19 protein-coding genes are annotated in these 20440 nt (G+C 56.3%); 9 read left to right on the top strand and 10 right to left on the bottom strand.

Features of this window, described 5'->3' with window-relative positions; genetic code table 11:
- Window positions 1-85 precede the first annotated feature (85 nt).
- Together gatB and IEY52_RS19325 are read left to right on the top strand one after the other, a co-directional pair.
- Entirely contained in the window at window positions 86-1498 is a 1413-nt protein-coding gene (gene gatB, locus IEY52_RS19330) for an Asp-tRNA(Asn)/Glu-tRNA(Gln) amidotransferase subunit GatB (RefSeq protein ID WP_189005548.1), read from the top strand.
- 28 nt (window positions 1499-1526) lie between these two features.
- The gene (locus IEY52_RS19325) at window positions 1527-1802 is read left to right on the top strand and encodes a DUF7662 domain-containing protein (protein WP_189005546.1); all 276 of its coding nucleotides are present in this window, start codon (window positions 1527-1529) and stop codon (window positions 1800-1802) included.
- Window positions 1803-1839: 37 nt separating this feature from the next.
- Here IEY52_RS19325 and IEY52_RS19320 read toward each other — a convergent pair whose 3' ends face one another.
- Window positions 1840-2097 (bottom strand): hypothetical protein, encoded by a 258-nt coding sequence (locus IEY52_RS19320; RefSeq protein WP_189005544.1) that lies wholly within the window; start codon window positions 2095-2097, stop codon window positions 1840-1842.
- A 122-nt stretch (window positions 2098-2219) separates the two neighbouring features.
- Here IEY52_RS19320 and IEY52_RS19315 point away from each other — a divergent pair, with 122 nt between their 5' ends.
- Window positions 2220-2516: a PadR family transcriptional regulator gene (locus tag IEY52_RS19315; RefSeq protein ID WP_189005542.1), complete on the top strand. Its 297-nt coding sequence runs from the start codon at window positions 2220-2222 to the stop codon at window positions 2514-2516.
- Window positions 2513-3343 (top strand): hypothetical protein, encoded by an 831-nt coding sequence (locus IEY52_RS19310; protein WP_189005540.1) that lies wholly within the window; start codon window positions 2513-2515, stop codon window positions 3341-3343. Before IEY52_RS19315 ends, IEY52_RS19310 begins: the two co-directional genes overlap by 4 nt.
- A 78-nt stretch (window positions 3344-3421) precedes the next feature.
- On the opposite strand, the gene IEY52_RS19305 is transcribed toward IEY52_RS19310, so the two are convergent.
- From IEY52_RS19305 to IEY52_RS19290, 4 genes are all read right to left on the bottom strand, one after another.
- The gene (locus tag IEY52_RS19305) at window positions 3422-3901 is read right to left on the bottom strand and encodes a DinB family protein (RefSeq protein WP_189005538.1); all 480 of its coding nucleotides are present in this window, start codon (window positions 3899-3901) and stop codon (window positions 3422-3424) included.
- 111 nt (window positions 3902-4012) lie between these two features.
- Window positions 4013-4408 (bottom strand): LiaF transmembrane domain-containing protein, encoded by a 396-nt coding sequence (locus IEY52_RS19300; protein WP_189005536.1) that lies wholly within the window; start codon window positions 4406-4408, stop codon window positions 4013-4015.
- A 139-nt stretch (window positions 4409-4547) separates the two neighbouring features.
- Window positions 4548-5528, bottom strand: a complete 981-nt coding sequence (locus tag IEY52_RS19295; protein WP_189005592.1) for a YpdA family putative bacillithiol disulfide reductase — start codon at window positions 5526-5528, stop codon at window positions 4548-4550.
- A gap of 349 nt (window positions 5529-5877) precedes the next feature.
- Window positions 5878-7218, bottom strand: a complete 1341-nt coding sequence (locus IEY52_RS19290; protein WP_189005534.1) for a TPM domain-containing protein — start codon at window positions 7216-7218, stop codon at window positions 5878-5880.
- A 103-nt stretch (window positions 7219-7321) separates the two neighbouring features.
- Here IEY52_RS19290 and IEY52_RS19285 point away from each other — a divergent pair, with 103 nt between their 5' ends.
- Window positions 7322-8695: a TIGR04013 family B12-binding domain/radical SAM domain-containing protein gene (locus tag IEY52_RS19285; protein ID WP_189005531.1), complete on the top strand. Its 1374-nt coding sequence runs from the start codon at window positions 7322-7324 to the stop codon at window positions 8693-8695.
- Here the strand turns inward: IEY52_RS19285 and IEY52_RS19280 are convergent.
- Window positions 8682-9869: an MFS transporter gene (locus tag IEY52_RS19280; RefSeq protein WP_189005529.1), complete on the bottom strand. Its 1188-nt coding sequence runs from the start codon at window positions 9867-9869 to the stop codon at window positions 8682-8684. The genes IEY52_RS19285 and IEY52_RS19280 overlap by 14 nt on opposite strands.
- Before the next feature lie 213 nt (window positions 9870-10082).
- On the opposite strand from IEY52_RS19280, the gene fumC reads away from it, so the two are divergent.
- Window positions 10083-11480 carry a class II fumarate hydratase gene (fumC, locus tag IEY52_RS19275; RefSeq protein WP_189005527.1) on the top strand — a complete coding sequence of 466 codons (1398 nt, stop codon included), beginning with the start codon at window positions 10083-10085 and terminating at the stop codon, window positions 11478-11480.
- Between the two features lie 65 nt (window positions 11481-11545).
- Here the strand turns inward: fumC and IEY52_RS19270 are convergent, their stop codons facing one another.
- Complete coding sequence (locus IEY52_RS19270; protein ID WP_189005525.1) at window positions 11546-12088, bottom strand: hypothetical protein; 543 nt, start codon at window positions 12086-12088, stop codon at window positions 11546-11548.
- A 263-nt stretch (window positions 12089-12351) separates the two neighbouring features.
- Between IEY52_RS19270 and IEY52_RS19265 the strand changes: the two genes are divergently transcribed.
- Together IEY52_RS19265 and IEY52_RS19260 are read left to right on the top strand one after the other, a co-directional pair.
- Window positions 12352-12573, top strand: a complete 222-nt coding sequence (locus IEY52_RS19265) for a hypothetical protein (protein WP_229684876.1) — start codon at window positions 12352-12354, stop codon at window positions 12571-12573.
- Window positions 12574-12656: 83 nt separating this feature from the next.
- Window positions 12657-14885 carry a carbohydrate binding domain-containing protein gene (locus tag IEY52_RS19260; RefSeq protein ID WP_189005521.1) on the top strand — a complete coding sequence of 743 codons (2229 nt, stop codon included), beginning with the start codon at window positions 12657-12659 and terminating at the stop codon, window positions 14883-14885.
- Between the two features lie 269 nt (window positions 14886-15154).
- On the opposite strand, the gene IEY52_RS19255 is transcribed toward IEY52_RS19260, so the two are convergent.
- From IEY52_RS19255 to uvrB, 3 genes are all read right to left on the bottom strand, one after another.
- A complete protein-coding gene (locus IEY52_RS19255) occupies window positions 15155-16507 on the bottom strand; it encodes a GH1 family beta-glucosidase (protein WP_189005519.1) in 1353 nt (450 codons plus the stop codon).
- A 123-nt stretch (window positions 16508-16630) separates the two neighbouring features.
- Window positions 16631-17653 carry a hypothetical protein gene (locus IEY52_RS19250; RefSeq protein WP_189005517.1) on the bottom strand — a complete coding sequence of 341 codons (1023 nt, stop codon included), beginning with the start codon at window positions 17651-17653 and terminating at the stop codon, window positions 16631-16633.
- Between the two features lie 139 nt (window positions 17654-17792).
- On the bottom strand, window positions 17793-19808 hold the full coding sequence (gene uvrB / locus IEY52_RS19245; RefSeq protein WP_308425021.1) for an excinuclease ABC subunit UvrB: 2016 nt from the start codon (window positions 19806-19808) through the stop codon (window positions 17793-17795).
- Between the two features lie 313 nt (window positions 19809-20121).
- On the opposite strand from uvrB, the gene IEY52_RS19240 reads away from it, so the two are divergent.
- Window positions 20122-20424, top strand: coding sequence for a hypothetical protein (locus IEY52_RS19240; protein ID WP_189005515.1), 303 nt, complete (start codon window positions 20122-20124; stop codon window positions 20422-20424).
- Window positions 20425-20440: the final 16 nt, after the last annotated feature.

Below are 20440 nucleotides of genomic sequence, written 5' to 3'. Positions count from 1 at the left end.
TGCGCCTTTGTGGGGGTAAGAAATGTCCCGCAATCCCCTAGGAAAGCCCCCAAAACCCAAAACCCCGCTTGCTATAATGCCTGTCATGTATGAAGTGGTGATTGGTCTGGAAGTGCACCTGCACCTGAAAACCAGAAGCAAGATTTTCAGTGCCTGCAGTGGAGATTATTTTGGGGAGGGTCCCAACACCTTTACGGATCCCCTCACGCTGGGTTTGCCGGGCACCCTGCCCACCCTGAACCGGGAAGCGGTGGAGAAGGCCATCATGTTCGGTCTGGCCCTCAATTGCGATGTGGAGGGGTTCACCCAGTTCCACCGCAAGAATTACTTTTACCCGGACGCCCCCAAGAACTACCAGATTTCCCAGTACGACCGCCCGATTGCCCGCAAAGGCTGGGTGGAGGTAAACGGTGAGCGCATCGGAATCACCCGTGCCCACCTGGAAGACGACGCCGGGAAGCTGATGCACCCCAATTACACCAATTACAGCCTGCTGGACCTCAACCGTGCAGGCATGGCATTGATCGAGATGGTCACCGAGCCTGAAATCAAGAGCCCTGAGCAGGCCCGCGATTTCCTGAATGTGATCCGTTCGATTGCGCAGGCCCTGGGGGTCAGCGATGCCAACCCCGAAGAGGGCAAGATGCGTTGCGATGTGAACGTATCCATACGCAAACCCGGTGAACCGCTGGGCACCAAGGTGGAGGTCAAGAACCTCAACTCCTTCAAGAGCGTGCAGCGCGCCCTGGAGTACGAAATTGAGCGCCAGACCCGCGTGCTGGCCAACGGAGGCAAGATCTCCCAGGACACCATGGGCTGGGACGATGGGGGCCAGAAAACCTTCGTGATGCGCACCAAGGAAGGCGAAGCCGATTACCGGTACTTCCCGGAGCCGGACCTTCCTCCCCTGAACATCACCCGTGACTGGATCGAGGAAGTGCGGGCCAGAATGCCCGAAGTGCCCCAGCAGAAATTTGAGCGCTATGTGGCCCTGTCCATCAAAGAGGCAGATGGCCGGGTGATCTCTGAAAGCGTGACCCTCAGCCGTTTCCTGGATGAAGCCCTGAAGACTTACGCTGGCGAGGCCCAGAAGCTGGTCAACTGGCTGCTCACCGATGTGGCTGGCTGGCTGGCTGCCCGGATCATCGACATCAGCGAATCGAAACTCACCCCTGCTTTGCTGGTCAAACTGGTGAACCTGATTGATGCGGGCACCATCAGCGGCAAAATGGCCAAGGAACTGCTGCCAGAAGTGATGGAGGGTGCAGACCCTGACGCACTGGTCAAAGAGCGCGGTCTGGCCGTGGTCACGGACACCAGTGCCATTGAGGCGGCCATTCAGAAAATCCTGGAGGCCAACCCGGATGTGGTGGCAAAAGTGCAGGCCGGAAACGTCAAGGCCGTGAATGCCCTGTTTGGTCCCATCATGAAAGAAATGGGCGGCAAGGCCAAGCCCGAAATCGTGCGGGATTTGCTGAACCAGAAACTGGGGCTCTGAGCCTGCATTCCCTCCTGAAAGGCAACCCGTGAGCAAAGGCAGTGCAGATTATGCTCCGCTGGGCCAGTTTCTGGCCCGGCAGCAGGAAGCCACCTGCAAGCTGACGTTTGAGCAGATTGAGGATGTGCTGGGCTTCAAGTTGCCTTTTGCAGCCCGATCCCTCAAACCGTTCTGGTGGCAGGCCAAATACCCCCACGTGCATGCCTGGACAGACCAGGGCTGGGAAACCGAGCGGGTGGATTTCATTCTGAAAACGGTGACCTTCAAGCGATCTGAACCCAGAAAATCAAAAAGACGGTTCTGAACCGGTCAGCAGGATTTTCTTTCAGCAGACGCTTCTCTCAATAATTGGGGGTGGCGTCTGTTCCTTTTCTGCGTCCCGGCTTCAAAAGCCCCTGGGCGTGCAGGTCTTCCAGGCTGAGCTTCAGGTGGGCATCCTGCTCCACTTTTTCGATGACTTCAGGGGCAATCCAGTATTCTTCCAGCAAATCTTCGGTGCGGAATTTGACCAGTCCAGCTTCGATCTGCTCGATTTTTCCCACCAGCTGGTCCTGGTAAAACAAAAGCATGCCTTCTTTGAGGTCTTTCAGGGTGTCCATGCGGTGCTCCTTTGGTTCAGGGTAAACGGCTGACAGAAAGCAGGTTTGGGCAATTCACACGGTTGTGTTTTCATAGGCGAAATGCACTTGACAGCCTTATTCTACATATGTAGAGTAAGGCCATGCCCAGAGCCCACGACACTTCCGAACCCACCCTGCGGGTGCTGCATGCCCTGGCTGCACAGCCAGACAGCTGGCACCATGGATACCCCATCAGCAAAACCACAGGCATCAAATCGGGTTCCCTTTATCCCATCCTGATCCGGCTTTCTGAGCGGGGATACCTGGAATCCCGCTGGGAGCCCAGTGAAAAAGAAGGCCGTCCCGCCAGACATGCCTACCGGATCACGGCATCAGGACAGCAGTTTCTCAGAGAACAGGCTGTGCTGCTGCAGACCCTGCAATTGAGGCTGCTGTGAAAGAGTGGTTGCAAGCCCTGCAGGCAGAAGCTGCAGAAATCCCCGACCCCACAGAAAGGCTGTGGTGGCTGGTCACAGGCATCCTGGGCCTGTATTTGAAAGGAGTTCACATGCAATTGATGAAATCTGGATCGGCGGTTTTTCTGGTGCTGCTGGCAGCACTTTTCACAGTGTGGAATGCGAACCACACCCTACTGGGCTTTCCCATGTCCTGGCTGGTGCTCACCGCCCTGGGGATTCTGGCCCGTGTCCTGAAGGTGAGCCACAGGACATTGCTGTTCAGCACCGTCCTTTACATTCCCCTGTGTCACCTGACCGATGTGCTGACCCCCATGACCGTTCCCTTTTCTTTTGATGTGCAAGAAGGTGCCCTGGCCCTGGTCCTGATGATGCTGGGCTGGAATTTTCCTGTAAAGCATTTTGGCAAAGAAAGTTTTGTCGGTAAGCTGGCACAACAAAATGCACTTTTCCTCTGGATGCTGGGAATGCTGGGCAGCATGCTGCTGGTCCTGGCCCATCCCCAGGCCCCCACTTTCCTGCAAGGGGTGCTTTTGGTGGGAACCTGCCTCTTGCTGGGAAGCCTGTTCTGGAAAAACCTCTCCTGGAAAAAACTGGGGGGTTTCAGTGTGGCCTTTGCCCTGCTGCTTCCTGTTGCCCTGTACTTCACAGTTCCCCTGTATGGATCGCGCGTCTTATACAGCATTTTTGGTCCCTGGCAGCTTCCCGGTTATATCGCGCCCCAGTGGTCCATGCTGATGGTTTTGCTGATTTTGCTCAGTGCACTGGTTTCCCGCCATGTGCTGCCACGCAAACCCAGACTGGCCTGATGGCCTGAACTCAGACATCCAGAGCCTCAGAAACCTCCTGTGATGGTTTCTGAGGCTCTGGGTTTTCTGTTGTTCTGATCAAGCTTCTCCGGTCTGGTTGGACCACCCTCCAAAATCCCCTCCCTCGATGGGCTGCTCCAGTCCCAGCAGGGTGAACATGCTCAGCAGTTGCCCCCTGTGGTGGGTTCCGTGCGTGACCAGATGGAACACCTGGTGCAACCTGCGGTTCTCGTTCAGCACACCCTGGTCATGGGACTGCTGAATGGCTTTCTGCCAGTCTGCTCCGAGCTGCAAGAACATGGAACGGAGATCTTCCAGAGACAGGCTGGGATCATAGGGCAGGGGTTCAGGTTTGCGAATCTCTGTCCCCACACAGGCCGACCATGTGCGCATGACATTGGCAATGTGAAACAGGGTGTGGTGGGGCGTTCGGAGGCCAAATCCAAAATCCCGATGAAGGTCTGATTCTGGGAGGTCTGCCACGGCATCCAGCAGTTGCAGGTTCGTCCAGAGTTCATACTCTGCCAGCTTCAATATGGTCTCAACATAATCATGCATGGTGCGACTGTACCACAGTCACCCACATTCCTGAACAGTCCAGGCAGCAAAAATCCCTGGCATCTCGCCAGGGAAAATCACAGGTTCATTCCGTGCAAATCAACAACAAAATCATTCAGGCTGGTAGGTTCTGGGTTCCACCTTGCTTCTGAGCAGGGTCATCAGGCCCCCCATGATGATGAAGATGGGCCACACCCGGCCAAAATCCAGGTTCAGCAGGAAAATCAGGGCCACCGTGAGCAGGGGCAGGCTTCCAATCAGCTGGTCGGCCACCTGGGGAGAAATCCGGCCCTGGCGCTGGTACAGGCGGTAAGCCCGCCAGCCCATGCCCATCCCCGGAATCAGCATGAAACAGGCCCACCAGTTGTGCAGCTCAAACCCCTGAAAAACCATCTGGCCCAGCAGCAAAAGTCCCACAGCAATCCCCATGATGCCCCAGACCGGGGTTCTGTCCTTGCCTGCATTTTTCACCTCTGCGTTGATGTTGTCGTTCATGTCGTTTTGCATGTCTTTCACCTCTTGAATTCAGGATAGGCAATGGGGGTTTTGGGCAGTAGACACAATCATCATGCTGGGGGCATGACAGATGTCATGACAGCAAAACAGCCCTCTTTCAAGGGCTGCAATGCACAACAGGTTCCAGGGTTTATCTTGGCACACCCTGCAACTGCCGGATGACTTCTTTCATGGCCACCCCTGCATGAAAACGCCCGTTCTCAATGAACACCTGGTTGGTGTGGTTCCCGAAACCTGCGCTGCCGCAGATGAACAGACCTGGCACATTGGTTTCGTAATTTTCATTGAGTTCGGCCATCAATTCCTCGTTGAGGTTGACCCCTGCCCCCTGCAGCAGTTCGATGTTGGGACGGTAACCGGTCAGGGCGAAGGTGAAGTCGGTTTCCAGTTCCCAGGTGCCCTCCTCCCCTTCCACAATCACCCGGTCTTCCAGGATCTCGATCACCCGGGAGCTGTAGTGGGCTGCAATGGAACCATCCTTGATGCGGTTCTCCAGGTCGGGTTTGACCCAGTACTTGAGGGTGTTTTTCATCTGGGGGGCGCGCACCACCATGGTGACTTTCGCTCCGCCGCGCCACAGGTCAAGGGCAGCATCTGCTGCACTGCTGCCTGCACCAATGATGGTGACGTTCAGGCCCCAGAACGGATGGGCTTCGGTGTAGTAGTGGGAGACGTTTTCGGAGTCTTCTCCGGGGATGCCCAGGGCCAGCGGGTTGTCGTAGTAGCCAGTGGCAATGATCACCTTGCGGGTTTCAAAGACCCCCTGGGTGCCGTCTTTCTTGTTGACCAGCACGGTGTGTCCTGCGGGAGCAGGGTGAACGGAGGTCACCTCGTGGTACTGCAAAACGTTGAGGTTCTCACGCTGGGCCACCAGACGGTAGTAGTTCAGCGCCTCTTTGCGGTCCGGCTTTTCACGCATGGTGACCATGGGATGCCCACCAATCTCCAGTTCAGGAGAGGTGGTGAAAAAGGTCATGTAGGTGGGGTAATCGAAAATGGCGTTGACCACACAGCCCTTGTCGAGAACAGCATAGTTCAGTCCAGCCCTTTTGGCGTCGATGGCAGCGGCAAGCCCGACAGGTCCCGCGCCCACTATGATCAGGTCATACATCATCATCTGTTAAATTAGCATGTCTGGCAGCTGCAGAAAGTGTCACATCTACAAGAACAGCAGCAAAGGATCCTGCCACATGTATAGAATTTCTTTATCGAAAAACGATATCAATGAAGATCAGAGACAAAGTTCTCATTTTACACATTTTCAATCTTGCATACTTGAGGAACAAAAGAGCAAAAAGCCCTTTCTACACAGTGGATTCACACAGTCCTTTCCTCAACGCAGGTGTAAGCTGAAAAAAAGCTGTGTGCTGTGCCTGAGCCTGATGTCCCTCTTTGGTGCAATGCACCATTCAGAATTTATTTTTTGCCCTCCTGAAATCAGGAGGGCTTGCTTTTGTTCCTCACCAGTCGCCGCTGGACCCACTGGAACTGTCTGAACTGCCCCCTGAAAAGCTGTCTGAACTGCTGCTGGAACTGCTGTCCGAACTGCTGGAACCAGAATCCCAGGAACTGCTGCTCAGGGTGCTGGCCGCTGCACCCGCCATGAAAGCCCGCTGGGCGTCATCGTCGTTGTGGTGCCCGGAATGGGGGTGGTCATGGTGGTGATGGCTGTGCCTGAATCCAGAATTGCGCCGTCCGGGGGTGGGTCCAGGGCCTCCCCTTCTCAGGGTGGAACGAATGGCGGCAGTCACCACAATGGCAGCAAAGATCACGAAAATCAGGGGCAGCAAGATGGGGATCAAAAACATCCATCCCACACCTCCCGGACGGTCTTGCAAGTTGTCCATGAAAATCTGGAATTTAAACAAAAACAGATCCCATCCAGAAAGAATTTCACTGTTGCCTGGAGACTGCTGCACAGGTGCACCCTGTCCCTGAGAGGCGGGGTTCTGGGTCTGGGTGGACACCGGACGGATCGGATGCTGTTTCACCAGCCCAATCAGGGCCAGGGTCCCCTGCTCGATGCCCGACTGGTAGCGTTCCGCTTTGAAAGCAGGAACCAGGGTGGTCTGGATGATTTTGCTGGTCTGGGCATTCAGAGCAGAGCCATACCCTTTTCCCATCTGAATGCGGATTTTTCGGTCCTGCATGGACACCAGCAGCATGAAACCATCGTTCTTCTGGGGGTTTCCCACCCCCCAGGCATTGAACAGATTCAGGGCAAATGCCTCAATGTTGCCAGGGGTGTAAGGCTTCAGTGCAGGAAGCACCACCACTGTGCCTTCCAGATTCAGCTGCTTTTCCAAGCTCCCCAATTGATTTGTCAGGTTCTTGCGGGTCTGGGCATCCAGCCGTCCTGCATAATCACTGACGTGATTCTCCTGAGGGGCAGGCAGCGCATTGCTGGCCTTCAGGTTCTTCAAGAGGGTTTGCATGCCCTGCACAAATTGCTGGCCCTGAAAACTGCGGGTGATCTGCCCCGACCAGCCTGCCACATCTCCCTTGACCTTGCTTCCCAGGGTCACATGGGCTTTTTTCAGCACCGGGTTGTAATTCACCAGCACGGCGTATTGCTTTTTGAATTTTCCAGGGTTCCACTGGTTCCAGAGTTGCACTGCAGATTTCTCTGAGGTGACAAGCTGCACCGAATGCCCCCAGGTGCTGGCATGTTGCCTGAGCACAGCAGCAATCTGGCTTTCCTGCCCGGAACCGATGGCCTGACGCTGGTCCTGCACCTGCTGGGCCTGGACCATTGCGGTCAACAAAAAAAGGGTCAATGCACTGGAAAAAGGTTTCATCATGGGTTTCATGGTGTCTGTATTGTCTCATGGCAGAACGCTCTTTGTTGTGCTGGTGCCAGAAGATGTCCAGAACACGTGGTGCTGAACAGCAAAAAATGCTTTAATGAATCCCGTGAAGGGCAAACAGGCCATCTTGATGGTGGAATACAGCTACAACCGTTACAGCCTTGCGGTGCTGACCGGCATTCTGGAAGCCGACGGGCGCTTTGAAGACCTGGACATCCACTTCCGCAAAGCGGCCAGAAAAGACAGCCTGGAAGACAGCAGACATGAGGAACTGCTGCAGAACATCCTGCTGCTGGCCCGGCAATACCAGCGTCTGGTGGTGGCTTTTTCTTTCCACACCCCCAATGTGGCGGCCATGGGCTATACCCTGCAAGCCATCCGTGCCGAACTGCAAAAACAGCAGATGGACAATGTGCTGATCCTTGCCGGAGGCCCTCACCCCAGCGGTGATCCGCTGGGCACCGTGCAACTCGGGGTGGATGTGGTGGTGCTGGGCGAGGCTGAACTGACCCTCCCTGAACTGCTGGACCGTATTTTTCAGCAGAAATCCCTGGAAGACCTCAAAGGCATTGCCTTTCTGGACGATCAGAAAAAATACCGCTTCACAGGCCGTGCGCCCCAGATTGACCTCAACGATTACCCACCGTTCTCTTTGAAATCCAGACGCTTTGCCCCGCTGGAAATTGGCCGGGGATGTGCCTTTGCCTGCAGTTTCTGCCAGACCCCTTTCCTGATGGGGGCCAAAATGCGCTACCGCTCCATAGAAAACATCATCCACTGGGCAAAGCAGGGCAAAGATGCCGGTTATCAGGCCCTGAGGTTCCTGACCCCCACTGCATTCACCTATGGCAGCGTGGATGGGCAAACCCTGCACCTGGATCTTCTGGAAGACCTTTTAAAAGGGGTCAGCCAGATTTTTGGCAAAGAACACGTGTTTTTCGGGTCTTTTCCCTCCGAAGTGCGGCCCGAGACCGTCACGCACCAGACCCTTTCGCTGGTGAAAAAATACTGCACCAACGACAACATCATCATCGGGGCGCAATCTGGCAGCAACCGCATGCTCTCTGAAGTGCACCGGGGGCACGGCACCGAAGAAGTGGAAGAGGCCGTGCGCCTGCTGCTGGAATACGGGTACCAGGCCAATGTGGATTTCATTTTCGGGATGCCCGGAGAAACCGAGGAGGACCTGGCCCAGACGCTGGAATTCATGCTGAAACTCACCCGACTGGGGGCCAGGGTGCACTCTCACACCTTCATGCCTCTGGTGGGTACGCCGCTGTCCAGTGCCGCTCCGGGGGTGGTTTCTCCTGCCGTGCGCAAGATGCTGGAAGAACTGAGGTTGCTGGGCCTGGAATACGGGCACTGGAAGCAGCAAGAACTCATCGCAAAAGAAAGCACAGCCTTTCTGGAAGACCTGCTGCAAGAGCGCCCCGATGAACTGAAAGGGGTTCGGGCGTTTAAACGGCAGTAGGGGTTTTTTGGTCCAGCTGTTTTTTCACCTGGAATTGCCCGATCAGCAGCGCAGTAACGGCCCCAACCGCGAAGAACACCACCCAGGGCAGCGCTGCAAAATGCAGGTGCTTGCCGTAATCAAACAGCACACCTCCCAGCGCATTGCCCAGAAAGCCTCCCACCGCCAGAGGCAAAGCCGCCACTCCCAGGTAGGTTCCGGCCCGTTCTGGAGGGGTCAGGCTGGCGATCAGGGTCTGCTGGCTGGGTGCAGCCAGCAAATTTCCAATGGCAAACACAGCCGTGCAAAGCAGAATGCTGGTTGGGGCATGGGTGAACCCCATCAGGCCCAGACCCAGGGCCATGAAAGCCACCCCTGCAGACAGCAAAACCTGTGAAGAATACCGTTTGCTGGCGTATTTCATGATCGGATACTGCAGCACACTGGTGAACCCGGCATACACCCCATACACCCAGGCGGTCAGGGAGGTCCCACCATGCTGGGTGGCGTGCAGCATCAGGGCCACATTCACCTGCACCCACAGGAAGAAAAAACCAATCTGTATGACCTGGAAATGCAGGAAAGGACGGTCCTGCAAAGCCAGTTTCAGGCCTTTCATGGTGCTGCCTCTGGGCTTGGGTTCGTTGGCTTTCAGTTCGGGCAGAAAAAGAACCGAAAACACCAGAGACAACAGGTAACAGGAAGCCCCCACAAAACTCACCGCCTGAAACCCATAGGGAATCAACAGCGTGCCAACCAGTGGCCCAACGGCCATCCCGATGTTGCTGCTCACGCCCTGAATGGCATAAAACCTGGGGCGCTGTTCTGGTGGGGTCAAAAGCACAATGGCTGCAGATTTGGGGGCATCAAAAAGGGCACCTCCCAGGGCAGCAAAAACCGCAGAAGCCATCAGGAGGGGAAGGGAATCTGCAAAAGCCATGCTGGCAAAACCCAGCGCCCGGACCATGAGCCCAAAGCAGATCAACCGTTTCAGACCAAATTTGTCTCCCAGCATGCCCCCCACCACAGTGAAGCCCTGCTGCACCAGTTGCCGCACCGCCAGCACCAGACCGATGGCTCCGGCTGCCCATCCCAGACCATTCACAAAATGCACAGTGATCAGGGGGATGATCATGAAAAAGCCCATCCACATCAAGAGGTTGTCCAGCAAGAGGATTCTCTGGGAGCGGTTCATGGGTCACCTTAACGCGGAAGGAGGTTCTGGGGGAATAGCGGGATTGGCTTAAGCCCTCTCCAGACTGAGCCCTCTCCTGGCTCGCTCTGCATCGTCTCCTCTCCCCGAGGGAGAGGACAGCGCAGCGCCAGCAAGTGAGGTGAGGGAAGAAGCCCTACTCCTTCCTTAACTGCAGTAAAATACTTTCTGGTTGAATTTACAGGAGGCTTTACCATGACCTACCGCACTGAATCCGACACCATGGGCCAGATCCAGGTGGAAAACTCCCGATACTGGGGCGCACAGACCCAGCGTTCCATCCAGAACTTTCCCATTGGTGTGGACCGTTTCCGTTTCACTCCGGCCATCATCCGTTCTCTGGGGATACTGAAAAAAGGGGCTGCACAGGCCAACAAGGACCTCGGGGAGCTGCCTGCAGACATTGCAGATTTGATTGTGCAGGCGGCAGACGAGGTGATTGCCGGAAAACTGAACGAGCACTTCCCATTGGTGGTGTTCCAGACTGGATCGGGCACCCAGAGCAACATGAACAGCAACGAGGTGATCTCCAACCGGGCCATTGAAATTGCGGGCGGAGAACTGGGCAGCAAGAAACCTGTGCACCCCAACGACCACGTGAACCGGGGCCAGAGCAGCAACGACACCTTCCCCACCGCCATGCACATCGCTGTGGTGCTGGAACTCAACGAAAAACTCTTCCCTGGCGTGGAGAAACTGCGCACCACCCTGGCCCGCAAAGCCGAGGAGTTCCAGGGCATCGTGAAAGTGGGCCGCACCCACCTGCAAGACGCCACCCCCATCACCCTGGGTCAGGAAATTGGCGGCTGGGTGGCCCAGATCGATTACTGCATCTCCGAAGTCAAACACGCCCTGACCGGTCTCTATGACCTCGCCATTGGTGGAACTGCTGTAGGTACGGGTCTGAATGCCCACCCTCAATTCGGGGATCTGGCGGCCAGTTACTACACCAAAGAAACCGGATACCCTTTCCGCAGTGCAGAGAACAAGTTTGCTGCCCTCAGTGGTCACGACGCTCTGGTGCAGACCAGTGCTGCCCTGCGCACCCTGGCTGGAGCTTTGATGAAAATGGCCAACGATGTGCGCTGGCTGGCTTCCGGTCCCAGAAACGGCATCGGGGAAATCACCATCCCAGAGAATGAACCCGGTTCCAGCATCATGCCTGGCAAGGTCAACCCCACCCAGTCCGAAGCGCTCACCATGGTGTGTGTGCAGGTGTTCGGAAACGACGCAGCAGTGGCTTTTGCAGGATCTCAGGGCAACTTCCAGCTGAATGTTTTCAAGCCTGTGATGGTGCACAACGTGCTGGAAAGCATTCAGCTGATCAGCGATGCTGCTGTGGCCTTCAATGACAACTGTGCAGAAGGCATCCAGCCCAACCTTTCAAAAATCGAGCACAACCTGGCCATCAACCTGATGCAGGTGACCGCCCTCAACCGCCACATCGGTTATGACAAGGCGGCGGCCATTGCCAAGAAGGCCCACAAAGAAGGCACCACCATGAAAGAGGCCGCTCTGGCCCTGGGTTACCTCACCGAAGAGGAATTTGCGAAGTGGGTCATCCCCATGGACATGACCCACCCCAGCATCTGAAGCTTCAGGCATTCAAAGGACCCTCTCCAAACCGAGAGGGTCTTGTTTTTGCAGTTCAGCAGTGGTTATTTGTCTTTGTCGGACTTGCCGTGGTCTTCACCCGACTTGCCGTGGTCTTCACCCGACTTGCCGTGGTCTTCACCCGACTTGCCGTGGTCTTCACCCGACTTGCCGTGATCTTCAACAGCTTCGTCTGCATCATCGTCATGGTCTTTGGATTTGTCCTTGTCGGCTTTGGCCTGATGCTGGGCTTTGTTCAAGACAGCCACCAGTGGGAGCGTCTGTGTCTTGCCCTCCACTGTGAGGGTCACTTTGACCTGTCCGGGCTTGCTGAGGTCACTGGCCAGATCATAGGTGGCCGTTTTGTCTTCTGCATCCTTCACCACCACCTGCCTGGCGGTGCTGAGGTCGCCCGTGGCATTCAGGGTGCCATCCGGGTTGAGGGTGGCGACAACGGTTCCAGAGGCATCCACAAAGGTGATGGTCCATCCTCTGGTTGCAGCCACAGCCACGGTTGCAGTGGGAGAAGGCATTGGAGGGGGGGTGTCTTCTGCAAGAGCGGCATTGCCAGCGAACAACAGGGCAGCAACAAGGATGATTTTCTTCATGTGTCCTCCTGAAACAACTGCAGTGTATAAATTGAAGCTGATCTGGTTATGATCGAAATCTGATTGAAATCTGATTCATCTGGACTTCATTTGACTGTCCAAAAAATGACATGTTTATTATAAATTTCAGATCGTCCAAATTGTGCACATGGGTTGCATATTCAAATGGAATTACAGAATCATGACATGTCTTTCATGAAGAGCTTCAACATCAGAGGTCATGCTGCAACCCCAGGCAGGCTTTCCCCGTATCTGAAAACATGATGAACTTGCTCTCGATCGTTTTTGGCATTGTGGCAGCGATTGGTCTGCTGGTGGGCCTGATTCCCCTGCTGGGCTGGGTGAACTGGTTCATCACCTTGCCCCTTGGCATCATTGGCCTGATTCTGGGTACCATCAGCAGCAGTGCAACAGGACGAAACCTCAACATTGTGATCCTGATTCTGGCTGCCCTGAGGCTCTTTCTGGGTGGAGGGATCATCTAAACACCCCTCAACCGCACCCTTGATGTCCTCTCGCCTCTCGGTCACAATGAAGTCACGCAAACGTTTTCATACCGGAGGCTGATATGGTTTTTCATGGTCGCAGAAAGCACCTCTTCCTCGTTGGCACCCTGCTGCTGGGTGCAGCCCTGGCCCAGCAGTCCCCCCTGGTCCTGGCTGACTTTGAAGGTTCAGCAGCCCAGTCTCCCCTTCCAGCTTCCAGCGGATTTGCCACCTGGCAGGACGGTTCTGGACTGGTGACCCTCACCACCAGCACCGAAAATGTGGCTGGACAGGGGGCAGACAACCATGTGCTGGTGACCCCCGTGGACATCAAACAATGGGGCGGATTCACCCATGATTTCTCGCTGGCCGTCAATGGCTCTAAAGGCAGCGTGGACCTCAGTGCCTATTCGGGTCTGCGCTTCTGGTTCAAGGGCTCTGGCAGCGGAAAAAACATCCAGTTCGAGCTGCTCGACAACCGGGGCAAAGACCAGAACACCGACACCGCAGAACGCTTCTTTTACCGTTTCCCGGACGACAGCAGCGACTGGAAACAGGTGGTGGTGCCTTTCAGTGAACTGCAGCGCCGCACGGATTTTCAGCCTGCAGGGGCACCCAGCGATGGCCTGACCCTCAAGGAGGTGTGGGGATACGCCCTGAACCTGCCGCAAGGCGCAACCACTTACGCCTTTGACCGCTTTGAAGCCCATCAGGAAGCCCCTGCAGCCGCCCCCAGCGACGCACCTCCCCAGCTTTCCTTTGAAGCCCCTGAAGTCAAAGTGACCGAGGGACAAACCGCCGTGTTTCACATTGTGCTGAACGCCCCCCAGAAAGACCCCATCGAGGTGGAATACGAGACCACCGATGGCAACGCCACCAGCCGCGATTTTGTGTACACCACCGGGGTGCTGACCTTCCAGCCTGGCGAAACCAGCAAAACCGTGGGGGTGCCCACCTATCCCAACAGCAAATACACCGGAAACCGCACGGTCAATCTGGAGATGTACCCGCCCAAAAATGCCACCCTGATGACCACCATCAGCAAACTCATCATCCAGGACGATGATCCCCAGAGCCTGGGGCTGGGAGAGGACTTTGAGAGCAGCTCAGGGAACCTCAACCTGGGCAAAAACCTGATCGTCTCCACCATCGATGTGAAACAGGGCGCAGCCGAAGCCCACCCCGAGCAGGACCCCCTGGAAGGCGTCTGGCAGATCAAACTTTCTGGCAATCAGAATCCCTCTGCCACCCGCAATTTGCGTCCAGTGCAGGACTGGACCGGAGCCAGAACCCTCAGCTTCTGGTATTACGGTGAAAACTCCGGGAAAGATGTGAAGGTGCTGCTGCAAGACGCTCCCACCCTGCAACCCTCCAGAGACTGGACGGTGGCCTGGGGAGAGGAGTTCAACAACCCTGCAGGCTGGCAACCCAGCGAAGACGACTGGAATTACGCCGTGATCGGCACCGGAAACGGCAACAGCGAACTGCAGTATTACACCGACAAAGCCGAAACCGTCAGCACCGACGGACAGGGCAACCTGCGCATCCGGGGCGACAAAGCCGCCCCTGGCTTCAAATGCTGGTATGGGGACTGCCTGTACACCTCTGCCCGCCTGAGCACCCAGAACAAGAAGGAATTTGATTACGGACGCATTGAGGCCCGCATCAAAATTCCCTCCGGACAGGGCTACTGGCCTGCATTCTGGCTGCTGGGCAGCAACATCGGCACGGCAGGCTGGCCCGGTGGCGGCGAAATCGACATCCTGGAAACCATTGGCAAGGAACCCTACAACATTCACGGATCCCTGCACGGACCTGGCTACTACTTCCGGGAAGGCACCCAGTTCACCAAAACCGTGACCCTGCCCGAACCTGTGGCCAACGATTACCACACCTATGCCGTGGAAAAACGCCCCGGAGAAGTGGTGTATTTCCTGGATGGTGTGGAATACCAGAAAGTCACCGCCAAGGACATCCCTGCAGGCACCGTGTGGGTGATGGACCAGCCGTTCTTCATCCTGCTCAACCTTGCCATCGGGGGAGCATGGCCCGGCAGTCCCGACGAGACCACCCCCTTCCCCGGTGACATGCTGATCGATTACGTGCGGGTGTACCAGCCTTCTGTTCCCCAGCACCAGCTTGAAACCACCTTCAAGGAAGATTTCACGGGCTGGAAGAAAATCGAGCTTCCCATATCTGCCTTCACAGGAGACAGCGGCTTCCAGTGGAACGGCCTGCAACGCTTCCAGTTGCAGTTCGCAGATGGTCTGGAAGGCGTGCGTTACGTGGACACCTTGCGGGTGGAGAAGTAATTCAGAAGGCAAAGATGCGCCGAGGGCCGAGAGCCGAGAGCCGAGAGCATCGTGCAACAAAGCGAACTCTCTGTCCAGGCGATGAATCAGAAATGCAAGCAAAGAAGGCAGATCCAGCATCTGCCTTCTTCTTTGAAATGCTTTTCGGCATGGCCTGAATGGATTTGCACAGATTTCAGCAAATGGGAGCCTGCTGGAACAGCGCTCCCAGCCAAATGCTCTGGAGTTCTTTTTGCCCTCGGCCCTCGGCTCTCGGCCCTCGGCTTCTCTCACACCGCCCCTTCCCGCCTCCACTTCCCACTTCTCAGGTACCCCTGCAGCCAGTAATAAGACGCTTTGGGGGTGCGCTTGAAGGTCTGGAAATCCACATGCACCAGTCCGAAACGCTGGGTGTACCCCTCTGCCCACTCGAAGTTGTCCAGCAGAGACCAGCAGAAGTAACCCCGCACGTCTGCGCCTTTTTCGATGGCCTGACCGAGGGCGTCCAGGTGGCGTTCCAGAAATTCGATGCGCCTGGAGTCGTTGACCTTGCCTGCCAGATCGGGGGCATCGGGGTAAGAGCAACCATTTTCGGTGATGAAGATGGGGGGCAGTTTTTCTGCGTAGCGGTCTTTGAGGTCCAGCAGCAACTGGGTGAGGCCTTCGGGAACCACAGGCCAGCCGAATCCCGTCTGCTGGTAATCCAGCATCGGGACCGTCTCCAGGCCCAGTGGAGCAGTGCTGCTGGCTTTCACGTGGTCAGGGGCGTAGTAATTGACCCCCAGGAAATCCAGTCTGGAACCAATCATCTGAAAGTCTTCCTGCCGGATGAAGGTTTCGGCCTGTTCTCCCAGCAAGGCCAGCAGGCTTCTGGGATATTCACCATGCAAGATGGGGTCCAGGAAAAGACGGTTGTGCAGGTCATCCATGTGGGCTGCTGCCTGCAGGTCCTCGTCTGTGTCGGTGGCAGGAATCACGGGGGCCAGGTTCTGGGCAATGCCCACTGGACTGCGGCTGATCTCACGGATGGCCTGCACAGCCAGACCGTGGGCCAGCAATTGATGGTGGGCCACGGGCATGGCGTCCAAAAGCAAGGTTCTGCCTGGAGCATGCTGTCCCAGGGCATACCCCAGGGTCAGCACCACAAAGGGTTCATTGAGGGTGATCCAGGCTTTGATGCGGTCCTGGAAGGCATCTGCCAGGATGTGGGCGTATTCTGCAAAACGGTGGGCAGTGTCCCGGTTGAGCCAGCCTCCCTGGTCTTCGAGGGCCTGGGGCAAATCCCAGTGAAAGAGCGTGGCATACGGGTCAATTCGACTGTCCAGCAACTGGTCAATCAGGCGGTCATAAAAACCCAGACCTTTTTTGTTGGGCCTGCCTTTTCCTTCGGGCTGGATGCGCGGCCAGGACACCGAAAACCGGTAGGCATTCATCCCGAGTTCCTGCATCAGGGCGATGTCTTCAGAGGACCTGTGATAATGGTCGCAGGCGGTGTCGCCGTTCTTGCCATCTTTGATTTTGCCGGGGGTGTGGGAAAAGATGTCCCAGACGCTGGCTCCGCGCCCATCGGTGCGCACGGCCCCTTCAATCTGGTAGGCCGAAGTGGCGGTGCCCCACACGAAATCTGCTGGAAACTGTGACATGTTGACCTCCTGTGATCGAGAGAAATTCGGATCAGATGCCTGCAGTGTCAACATTATAAAGGAGCCAGAACGGGCAAAAAAGAAGCCCGGGAACACCATCCCCGGCTTGCTGGCTTGTGTTGTTTAACTTTTTTGCAGCTTGCGAATGCCCTGCCCGATCCAGACCAGCAACCACACCAGTCCAGCCAGCACGAAAACCAGCACGTAATCAATCAACGGAATCCGCATAATTTCATTGAGTTTTCCCCAGCCCCTGCCGCTGTACACGTAGATCACCCAGCCAGAAAACAGGGAGGCCACAATCCAGCGGGTGAGCCTGCTCCAGCCCAGGCCGTGCATCTGGGTCACAATGAACACCCCCAGGAAGCCAAACGCAAACATCGGCCAGAGACCATTGGTGTTGGAGAGGGCCACGATGCTGCCGTGAATGACCACCAGCAGTTCCTGCGCCAGCGTCCAGTACCGGTTCACATGGATACGGGTCAGAAAAAGGCTGCCCTGCAGCATCAACATCAGGGTGTAGAAGGTGCCCAGAAGGTGCCCTGAGGTGGTTTCCATCGGGTGGTACCAGAAGGTGTAGACCACGGCCCAGGAGAAGAAATACCCGTGGTATTTGCGCACAGCGTCCACAATGGTGGCTTTGAGGGGTGCTTTTTTGCCGAAAAACATGCCCCGGCGTTTGTTTTCCATGACCAGCACCAGCACCAGCAGCACAATCACCGATCCCTGCGAGCTGTAGATGCTGACATCCTGGGCCAGACCGTCATAAAACAGGTGGGTCTGCAGCAGGTGCAGCAGCACAAACACCGCGTTCACCCCCAGTGCCCAGAAGTTCACCGGATGCAGCCCTGCAGTGTATTTCTTCACACGGGTCTGCGCGTAAAAGATCAGACCCCAGATGGTGATCTGGTGGGCCAGATACAGAAACCAGGCACTGAAATGCGTCCAGAAAGTGGGACCCGGCAACTTCCAGAAGTACCAGGATGCCCCCTGATCGGGAAGAAAAGTCTGCCTGAGAGGCTCCAGTCTGAAATCCAGCACCCACACCAGCAAGGTGAACAGGGCACTGAACAGGATGCCTCCCCACAAAGCCAGGATGTCCTTGCGTTCGGGTTGTGGTCGGGTCACATCTCTGGTTTGCTGCATGGTTCCACAGTAGAAAAAACCCAATCAACAACATGTATTGTGGCCCACAGGATGGCAAAATCCATGAAAAAGACCCCAGGTTTCTGGGGTCCTGCACACTTTTTTCTGTTTGATCTTCTGGGCTTTTACCGTCTGCCCTTTACCGTCTGCCCTTCTTGCGCACCTTCTGGCCCGGAACCGTGGGCTGCTTGAAGTCCTTGCCGGACAGCTTGGCTTCCCGTTCCCGGATCTGGTCGCGCAAAGAAGCGGCTTTCTCGAAATCGAGGTCTTCTGAGGCCTGCCACATGTCCAGTTCCAGATCGGTGATCTGGGCCAGGATGGTGTCCCGGTCCATGGTGTCGGGCATGTCTTTCTTGAGTTCGGGTTCTTCCTCGCCACGGATCACGTCCCGCACTTCTTTTTTGATGGTTTCGGGGGTGATGCCGTGCTCCTCGTTGTACTTCTGCTGTTTCTCACGGCGGCGCTCGGTTTCCTTCATGGCGTAGTCCATGGCAGGTGTGACCACATCGCCATACAGCACCACCTCGCCATTCACGTTGCGGGCCGCGCGACCAATGGTCTGAATCAGGCTGCGCTCACTGCGCAGGAAACCGGGTTTGTCTGCATCCAGAATGGCCACCAGCGAGACCTCTGGCAAATCCAGACCTTCACGCAGCAAATTGATTCCGACCAGCACATCGTAGTGCCCGAGGCGCAAATCCCGGATGATCACCTGGCGCTCAACAGTGTCGATGTCGGAGTGCATGTACCTGGCCCGCGCCCCTTTTTCCAGCAGGTACTCGGTGAGGTCTTCTGCCATGCGCTTGGTGAGGGTGGTCACCAGCACCCGCTCTCCTTTTGCCGCCCGTTCACGCACCCGGCCCAGCAAGTCCTCCACCTGTCCCTGGATGGGCCGCAACGTCACGGTGGGATCAATCAGACCTGTGGGGCGAATGATCTGCTCTGCAATGTTCCCGGAGATCTCCCGCTCGTAAAGGCCGGGGGTGGCGCTCACGAACACGATCTGACCGGTTTTCTCCAAAAACTCCTCGAATTTGAGGGGGCGGTTGTCCATGGCACTGGGCAGCCGGAACCCGAAATCCACCAGGGTTTGCTTGCGGCTGCGGTCCCCGTTGCTCATGCCGCCAATCTGCGGCACCGTGACGTGTGACTCATCAATGAAGGTGATGAAGTTCTCCGGGAAGTAATCGATCATGGTGTATGGGGTGGCCCCGGCTTCCCGTCCGTCCATGTGTCTGGAGTAGTTCTCAATGCCTGAGCAGTACCCCAGCACCTTGAGCATCTCCAGATCGTAGAGGGTGCGCTCTTTCAGGCGCTGGGCTTCCAGCAGTTTGCCCACACTCTTGAAGTACTCCAGGCGCTGCTCCAGTTCCTCCTGGATGGTCACGATGGCCCGCTCCACGTTGCCTGCACTGGACACATAATGCTTGGCCGGATAGATCACACTGGAAGGCAGCTCTGCAGCCACATTCCCGGTCAGCGGATCGTACATCACGATGCGGTCCACCTCGTCGCCCCACAGTTCCACCCGCATGGGGGCTTCATCGTAGGAAGGCCAGATCTCCATGACATCCCCTTTGGCCCGGAAACGCCCGGGCTGGATCTCGATGTCGTTGCGCTCATACTGCAGTTCCAGCAGTCGGTCAATCACCTCATCGCGGCCCATCTTCTCGCCGACCTTGATGATGATGTTCATCTTGCGGTACTCTTCGGGATCCCCCAGACCGTAAATCGCAGACACCGAGGCCACCACAATGGTGTCCGGTCGGGTGAGCAAACTGCGGGTGGTGCTGTGCCTCAGGCGCTCAAGTTCCTGGTTGATGGCTGCATCTTTCTCGATGAACAAATCTTTTCCGGGAACGTAAGCTTCCGGCTGGTAGTAATCGTAGTAACTGACAAAGAACTCCACAGCTGCATCTGGAAAGAAAGCCCGGAATTCACTGGCCAGCTGGGCGGTCAGGATTTTGTTGGGGGCAAGGATGAAAGCAGGCCGCTGGGTCTCCTCGATGACTTTGGCAACCGTATAGGTTTTTCCCGTCCCAGTCGCGCCCAGGAGGGTTTGAAACCTGAGCCCGTCGTCCAGGCCCTCCACCAGACTGCGAATGGCTGTCGGTTGATCTCCACTGGGTGTAAATTCTGATTTCACCTTGAGCATAACCTTTATTTTACGCCATAAACTTAATGCTGGGGTGGGTGATATGGCCTAATTGGGAGAAGGCCGAGGGCCAAGGGCCGAGAGCCGAGGGCAAAAACAAACCAGCAATCTGTGGGTTCAGGTGGTTCACCTGCCAGAAATGCACCATCCCTCTGATGACCCATACTCAGAATGAATATGTTTTTATACGCACTTGAGATTTTCCTTGACACCCAGCATCGCAGCAGTTACCTTGCTCTCGGCTCTCGGCTCTCGGCTCTCGGCTCTCGGCTCTCGGCTCTCGGCCCAGTGCCCCACCCCTATAATGTTCCCCATGAGCAAACAGGTCTCCCCCGAACTCCGGGCCAAATACGACGAAATTTTCATGCAGGTGATTCTGGGCACCCAGGCAGAGGCACAAACCACCCAGCCGCAGGCTCCAGGCAATCTGGCAGCCATGTTTCACAAGGAGCAGGTGGCAGATGCCTTGCAGCAGTGCGCGGTCCTGATTGCAGCCTGGAACCGGGGCGAAATTGACACCCGCGCCATTGGCAAGTGTGCAGCATCACTGAAAGGACTGGGGCTCACTGCAGCTGCAGAGCGCATTGAGAACCTGGTGAAAATCGACGGGATCTGAGCAGGTCTGATCAGGT

Source organism: Deinococcus roseus, from assembly GCF_014646895.1.
GTDB lineage: Bacteria > Deinococcota > Deinococci > Deinococcales > Deinococcaceae > Deinococcus_C > Deinococcus_C roseus.
Note: the sequence above shows the minus strand (reverse complement) of the source record. Positions and strands in the feature narration are given on the sequence as shown.